6 protein-coding genes and 1 pseudogene are annotated in these 5522 nt (G+C 72.3%); 3 read left to right on the top strand and 4 right to left on the bottom strand.

The features are described from left to right. The 3 genes from ABWI04_RS41380 to pdhA all read right to left on the bottom strand — a co-directional run. Positions 1–274, bottom strand: a 274-nt coding sequence (locus ABWI04_RS41380; RefSeq protein ID WP_353835826.1) for a biotin/lipoyl-containing protein, incomplete at its 3' end; no start/stop codon positions are given. Then, positions 271–1320 (bottom strand): alpha-ketoacid dehydrogenase subunit beta, encoded by a 1050-nt coding sequence (locus ABWI04_RS41375; RefSeq protein WP_345177608.1) that lies wholly within the window; start codon positions 1318–1320, stop codon positions 271–273. The genes ABWI04_RS41380 and ABWI04_RS41375, both read right to left, overlap by 4 nt. Positions 1321–1329: 9 nt before the next feature. Beyond that, positions 1330–2445: a pyruvate dehydrogenase (acetyl-transferring) E1 component subunit alpha gene (gene pdhA, locus ABWI04_RS41370; protein WP_345177605.1), complete on the bottom strand. Its 1116-nt coding sequence runs from the start codon at positions 2443–2445 to the stop codon at positions 1330–1332. A 149-nt stretch (positions 2446–2594) separates the two neighbouring features. Here pdhA and ABWI04_RS41365 point away from each other — a divergent pair, with 149 nt between their 5' ends. After that, positions 2595–3221 carry a GntR family transcriptional regulator gene (locus ABWI04_RS41365; protein ID WP_353835825.1) on the top strand — a complete coding sequence of 209 codons (627 nt, stop codon included), beginning with the start codon at positions 2595–2597 and terminating at the stop codon, positions 3219–3221. Between the two features lie 21 nt (positions 3222–3242). On the opposite strand, the gene ABWI04_RS41360 is transcribed toward ABWI04_RS41365, so the two are convergent. Next, complete coding sequence (locus ABWI04_RS41360) at positions 3243–3947, bottom strand: GntR family transcriptional regulator (RefSeq protein WP_353835824.1); 705 nt, start codon at positions 3945–3947, stop codon at positions 3243–3245. Between the two features lie 157 nt (positions 3948–4104). Between ABWI04_RS41360 and ABWI04_RS41355 the strand changes: the two genes are divergently transcribed. Further along, on the top strand, positions 4105–5334 hold the full coding sequence (locus ABWI04_RS41355; protein ID WP_378188947.1) for an NRAMP family divalent metal transporter: 1230 nt from the start codon (positions 4105–4107) through the stop codon (positions 5332–5334). Positions 5335–5341: 7 nt separating this feature from the next. After that, positions 5342–5522 (top strand): annotated as a pseudogene (locus ABWI04_RS41350) (hypothetical protein); the annotation flags it as partial.

The raw sequence follows: 5522 nt of genomic DNA, 5'->3' as shown, positions 1-5522 counted from the left end.
GCGCCTCCGCGGCGGGCGCGGACTCGGGACGGGCGCCGCCGGCGGGGACGATCACCGCGATCGGGGCGCCGATCGCCGCGGTCTCGCCCTCGGCGACGAGGATCTTCTCCAGCACGCCGGCCTCGTAGGCCTCGTACTCCATGACCGCCTTGTCGGTCTCGATGTCGACGATGACGTCGCCGACCGCGACCTCGTCTCCCGGCTGCTTCTGCCAGGAGCTGATGACGCCCTCCTCCATCGTGTCGGAGAGGCGGGGCATGAGGATCTCGGTCATCGCGCGGGCTCCAGAGCGGGTCGCGGGGACGGGGCGTCCGCCCCCGGCGTGATGCGGCCGGTCGCGCGGAGCGTGGCGCGCACGGCGGTCAGCAGGGACTCGGCGGACGGCAGCGCCGCCGTCTCCAGGGACTTGGCGTAGGGGAGGGGCACCTCGGCCATCGCCACGCGCCGGACGGGGGCGTCCAGCCAGTCGAACGCGCCCTCCTGGATCGTCGCGGCGATCTCGGCGCCGATGCCGTAGGTCAGCCAGTCGTCCTCGGCCACGACGGCGCAGCCGGTCCTGCGGACGGAGTCGACGACCGTCTGCCGGTCGAGCGGGCGCAGGCTGCGCAGGTCCACGACCTCGGCGGAGATCCCCTCGGCGGCGAGGGTCTCGGCCACCTCCGAGGCCACGCGGGCCATCCGGGAGTAGCCGATGATCGTGATGTCGGTGCCCGGACGGGTCACCGCGGCGCGGCCGATCTCGGCGGGCTCGACGTCCTCGACCGCGGCGGGCAGCTCGCCCTTGGTGTTGTAGAGGGCGAGGTTCTCCAGGAACAGCACCGGGTCGTCGTCGCGGATCGCGGCCTTCAGCATCGCCGACGCCTCGGCGGGCGTGCTCGGCGCGAGCACCTTCAGGCCGGGGATGAACGAGTAGAACAGCTCGACGTTCTGCGAGTGGGTGGCGCCGAGCTGCTGCCCGCCGCCGCCCGGCGTGCGGATCACCATCGGCACGCTGGCCTGCCCGCCGAACATGCCGTAGATCTTCGCGGCGTGGTTGACGATCTGGTCCAGGGCCAGCAGCGAGAAGTTGATCGTCATGATCTCCACGACGGGGCGCAGGCCGAGCATCGCGGCGCCGATCGCGGCGCCGACGAAGCCCTCCTCGGCGATCGGGGTGTCGCGCACGCGGCGCGGCCCGAACTCCTTGAGCAGCCCTTCGGTGATCTTGTAGGAGCCCTCGAAGAGCCCGATCTCCTCGCCCATCAGGAAGACGTTCTCGTCGCGCAGCATCTCGGCGCGGAGCGTGTCCCGGAGGGCCTGGCGGTAGGTCACGGTTGCCATGGGTGCCTCTCAGGAACCGAATACGGGGTCGGCGGGGAGCCGGCGCAGCTCGCCCGGGACCGGGGTGGCGTAGGTGTAGTCGAACAGCGTGGACACCTCGGGCGCGGGGCTCTCGTCGGCGAACGCGGCGGCGGCGTCGACCTCCGCCGTGACCTCGGTGTCGAGCCGGTCGCGGTCGTCGGCGGACAGGATCCCGGCCTCCTCCAGCTCCAGCGCCATGCGGGCCAGGGGGTCGGCGGCCTTCAGGGACTCCTTCTCCTCCTTGGACCGGTAGCGGGCCGGGTCGACGACCGAGTGGCCCTTCAGCCGGGGGCTGACGGTCTCCAGCAGGTAGGGCTTGCTCTCGGCGCGGGCGCGCTCGACGGCGGTGCGCGCGGCGTCGCGCACCGCGATCACGTCGGTGCCGTCCACCCGCAGGCTCTCCGTCCGGTAGGCGGCGCCGCGCCGGTACAGCTCCGGCTCGGCCGCGGAGCTCTCCACGGTGGTGCCCATCCCGAGACCGTTGTTGATCACGACGAAGACGACGGGGAGGTTCCAGAGGGCGGCGATGTTGAGCGACTCGTGGAACGCTCCGATCGCGGTCGTCCCGTCGCCCATCTGGCACATGACGACCTCGTCGCCGCCCTTGTAGGAGACGGCGAGCGCCGCGCCGGCCGCGAGGGGCACCTGCCCGCCGACGATCCCGTACCCGCCGAGCAGCCGGGCCTCGGCGTCGAACAGGTGCATCGACCCGCCCCAGCCCTTGGACACGCCCGTGGACCGCCCGTACAGCTCGGCCATGACGCGGTCCGCGCCGATGCCCTTGGCGAGGGCGTAGCCGTGCTCGCGGTAGTTGGTGAACAGGTAGTCGGTGGGGCGCAGCGCGGCCATCAGCCCGACGACCGTGGCCTCCTCGCCGAGGTTCAGGTGGCAGTAGCCGCCGATCTTGGCCTCGGTGTAGGCGCGGGCGGCCCGCTCCTCGAAGCGCCTGATCAGCAGCATCTGCCGGTAGTAGCCGACGAGCGTGCCGGCGTCGGCCGCCGGGGGCGCCGCGTCCGGCGCCGCCGCGTCGGTCTTCGGCTCGGGAGCCTGGGCGCCGCGCGCCCTCCGGCTCCGCGCCGGTGCGGCCTGGACGGTGTCAGCCATCGGCGACCCTTCCTTCGTCCGGGGCAGCGCCGTAGGATCGCCACGACACTCCCGATCATCATTGATCTATGATCGATCATATTGTATCTCGTACGACCCGCCCACCCGTCAAGAGGCACTTACCGGCCGTGGCGCTACGATCCAGTTTCGTGAAGACCTCCGACCAGCTGCTCCGCACCGGGCTCGCCGACCAGATCCGCGAGTTCATCGTGGAGGGCATCAGCTCCGGGCGGTGGGAGCCGGGGGAGCGCGTCGTCGAGCGCCGGATCGCCGCCGAGCTGGGCGTGAGCCAGGGGCCGGTCCGCGAGGCGCTGCGCCAGCTGGAGGCGCAGCGGCTGATCGAGACGCTGCCGAACCGGGGCGCCCGGGTCCGCGACTTCACCGAGCGGGACCTGGCCGAGATCTTCCCCGTCCGCGCGGGCCTGGAGCGGACGGCCGTGGAGCTGGCGCTGCCCCGGCTCGCCGACTGCCTGGACGCGCTGGAGGAGCACAACCGCCGTCTCGGCGAGGCCGCCCGGGACGGCGACCTGCACGAGCAGATGCACCTCAGCATCGCCTTCCACCGCGAGATCGTCGAGTCGGCCGGCAACCGGCTGCTCGTCTCGGTGTGGGAGGGGCTCGGCATCGAGCTGTGGACGACCCTCTCCCTGCGCCTGCACCAGACGGAGATCTACTCCAAGTCGGCCGAGCACGCCGAGCTGATCGAGGCGTTCCGCCGCGCCGACCCGGCCGCGCCGCAGCTCCTGCACGACCACGTCATGAACTACGCCCCTTAGCCCCGCCTTCGGCGAGGCCCCCTAGGGCGCCTTCTCTCGGTAGGCCGCGCTGAGCTGGGACTCCGCGTCGTCGAGGTAGGAGCGCAGCTCCCGCTCGGCCTCCGCGAAGTCGCCCCGCGCGAGCAGGTCGTGGATCCGCCGGTTGCGGGCCAGGTAGGGCTCGTGGAACTCGCGCGGCGAGCCCATCTCGTGGAAGACCAGGCGCATCTCGGCCAGCAGGTGCCGGATCATCTCGTCGACCCGGGGGCTGCCCACCAGCCCGGCGATGGCCTCGTGGAAGCGGATGTCGGCGGTGCCGACGTCCGGCCAGCTCCCGGCGGCGGCGGCGCGCTCGCCGGCGAGGACCGCCGCCTCCACCCGGGCGAACGCCGCGGGCGGGGCCTGCGGCGCGCACCGTATGCCCTCGTACTCCAGGATCCGCCGCACCCGGTAGAGGTCCGCCAGGCCTTCGGCGGTGACCCGGCCCACGAACACGCCCCGGTTGAACTCGTGGACGAGCAGCCGCTCCTTGGCGAGCAGCCGGAACGCCTCGCGCACGGTGTTGCGCGAGACCTTCAGGGCCTCGCCCAGCTCCTCCTCGCGGACGCGCTCGCCCGGGGCGAGCCGCCCCTCGGTGATCTGCTCGCGCAGCAGGTCGGCGATCCGCCCGGCGGTGCTGGTCCTGTCGAGGCCGTGCCGGGCGGCCGCGATGCCGGCCAGCCACGAGCCCTGCGCCGGCACGGGCATCGGCCACCTTCCGGGGGTAGGCGCGGGAGGGCGCGCGAACGTTCTGGGGCGCTCAGCCTATCCCTGGGGACGGAGAAATGCATCAACAGGTCTCTTGATGGATTGTTGAACAATCCCTACCCTTGCGGAAAGTCGAACCCCCCGGAAGGGCCCCGCCATGACGGACCCAGCGACCCTCGACACGACCACGGAACCGGCCGCCCGCTCCCGCCGCGCCGCGCTCGCCGGCGCCATGTTCCTGATGGCCACCAGCGCCATCGGACCCGGCTTCATCACCCAGACCACCGTGTTCACCGCCCAGCTCGGCGCCGCGTTCGCCTTCGCGATCCTGGTGTCGGTGCTGGTGGACGTCGCGATCCAGCTCAACGTGTGGCGCGTCGTCGGCGTCTCGGGGATGCGCGCCCAGGAACTCGGCAACCGCGTCCTGCCCGGCGCCGGGTACGGCCTCGCCGCCCTCGACGTGTTCGGCGGCCTGGTGTTCAATATCGGCAACGTCGCCGGCACCGCGCTCGGGCTGAACGCGCTGCTCGGCCTCGACGTCAAGATCGGTGGCGCGCTGTCCGCGCTGGCCGCCATCGCGATCTTCCTGGTCCGGCGGGCCGGCGTCGCGATGGACCGGATCGTCGTCGTGCTCGGCGCCGTGATGATCCTGCTGACCCTGTACGTCGCCTTCGTCTCCGACCCGCCGCTCGGGGACGCGCTCCGGCAGAGCGTCGCGCCGGAGACCGTCGACTTCCTGGTCATCACCACGCTCATCGGCGGGACGGTCGGCGGCTACATCACCTACGCGGGCGCCCACCGCATGATCGAGTCCGGGGTGACCGGGCCCGGCAACGTCAAGGAGATCAACCGCAGCGCCGTCACCGGGATCATCGTCACCGGCCTCATGCGCGTGCTGCTGTTCCTCGCCGTCCTCGGCGTCGTCGCCGGCGGGGTGACCCTCGCCAAGGAGAACGCCCCCGCCTCGGCCTTCGAGCACGCGGCGGGCGAGGCCGGGCTGCGCGTCTTCGGACTGATCATGTGGTCGGCCGCGATCACCTCGGTCATCGGCGCGAGCTACACCTCGGTGTCGTTCCTCGTCTCGTTCTCCTCCTTCGTCGAGCGGCACCGCAACCGGCTGGTCGTCGCGTTCATCCTCGTCTCCGCCGCCATCTACCTCGCCATCGGCACCGCCCCGGCGAAGCTGCTCGTCCTCGCCGGGGCGCTGAACGGGCTGATCCTGCCCTTCGGCCTCGCCGTGCTGCTGTGGGCGGCCGCCCGCCGCCGCGACCTGCTCGGCGGCCACCGGTACCCGGTCGGGCTCCTCGTCCTCGGCGTCGCGGCCTGGCTGGTGTCGCTCTACCTGGGGTGGAACAGCCTCTCCGCGCTCGACGACCTCTGGAGGTGAGGGCGGGGTGCGGATCCTCCCGAGCGGCGACGCGGCGCTGCTGGTCGAACTGCCGGACCTGCCGGAGATGCTCGGCCTGTACGCGGCGCTCGCGGCGTCCCCGCCGCCCGGCGTCGAGGAACCTCGTCCTGGTCCTCAGAAAAAACACCCCCCTCAACAACCCCCCCACACCCAGAAAGCAAGAAGCG

The organism is Actinomadura sp. NPDC000929 (assembly GCF_040492065.1).
Taxonomy (GTDB): Bacteria; Actinomycetota; Actinomycetes; order Streptosporangiales; family Streptosporangiaceae; genus Spirillospora; species Spirillospora verrucosospora.
The sequence above is the reverse complement of the archived record's forward strand: the minus strand, read 5'-3'. Positions and strand labels throughout refer to the sequence as shown.

Excerpts from the sequence above, each read along its gene's own strand:
- ABWI04_RS41360 (WP_353835824.1), bottom strand. The coding sequence starts at position 3,947 with ATGCCCGTGCCGGCGCAGGGCTCGTGGCTGGCCGGCATCGCGGCCGCC.
- pdhA (WP_345177605.1), bottom strand. The coding sequence starts at position 2,445 with ATGGCTGACACCGTCCAGGCCGCACCGGCGCGGAGCCGGAGGGCGCGC.
- ABWI04_RS41355 (WP_378188947.1), top strand. The coding sequence starts at position 4,105 with ATGACGGACCCAGCGACCCTCGACACGACCACGGAACCGGCCGCCCGC.
- ABWI04_RS41375 (WP_345177608.1), bottom strand. The coding sequence starts at position 1,320 with ATGGCAACCGTGACCTACCGCCAGGCCCTCCGGGACACGCTCCGCGCC.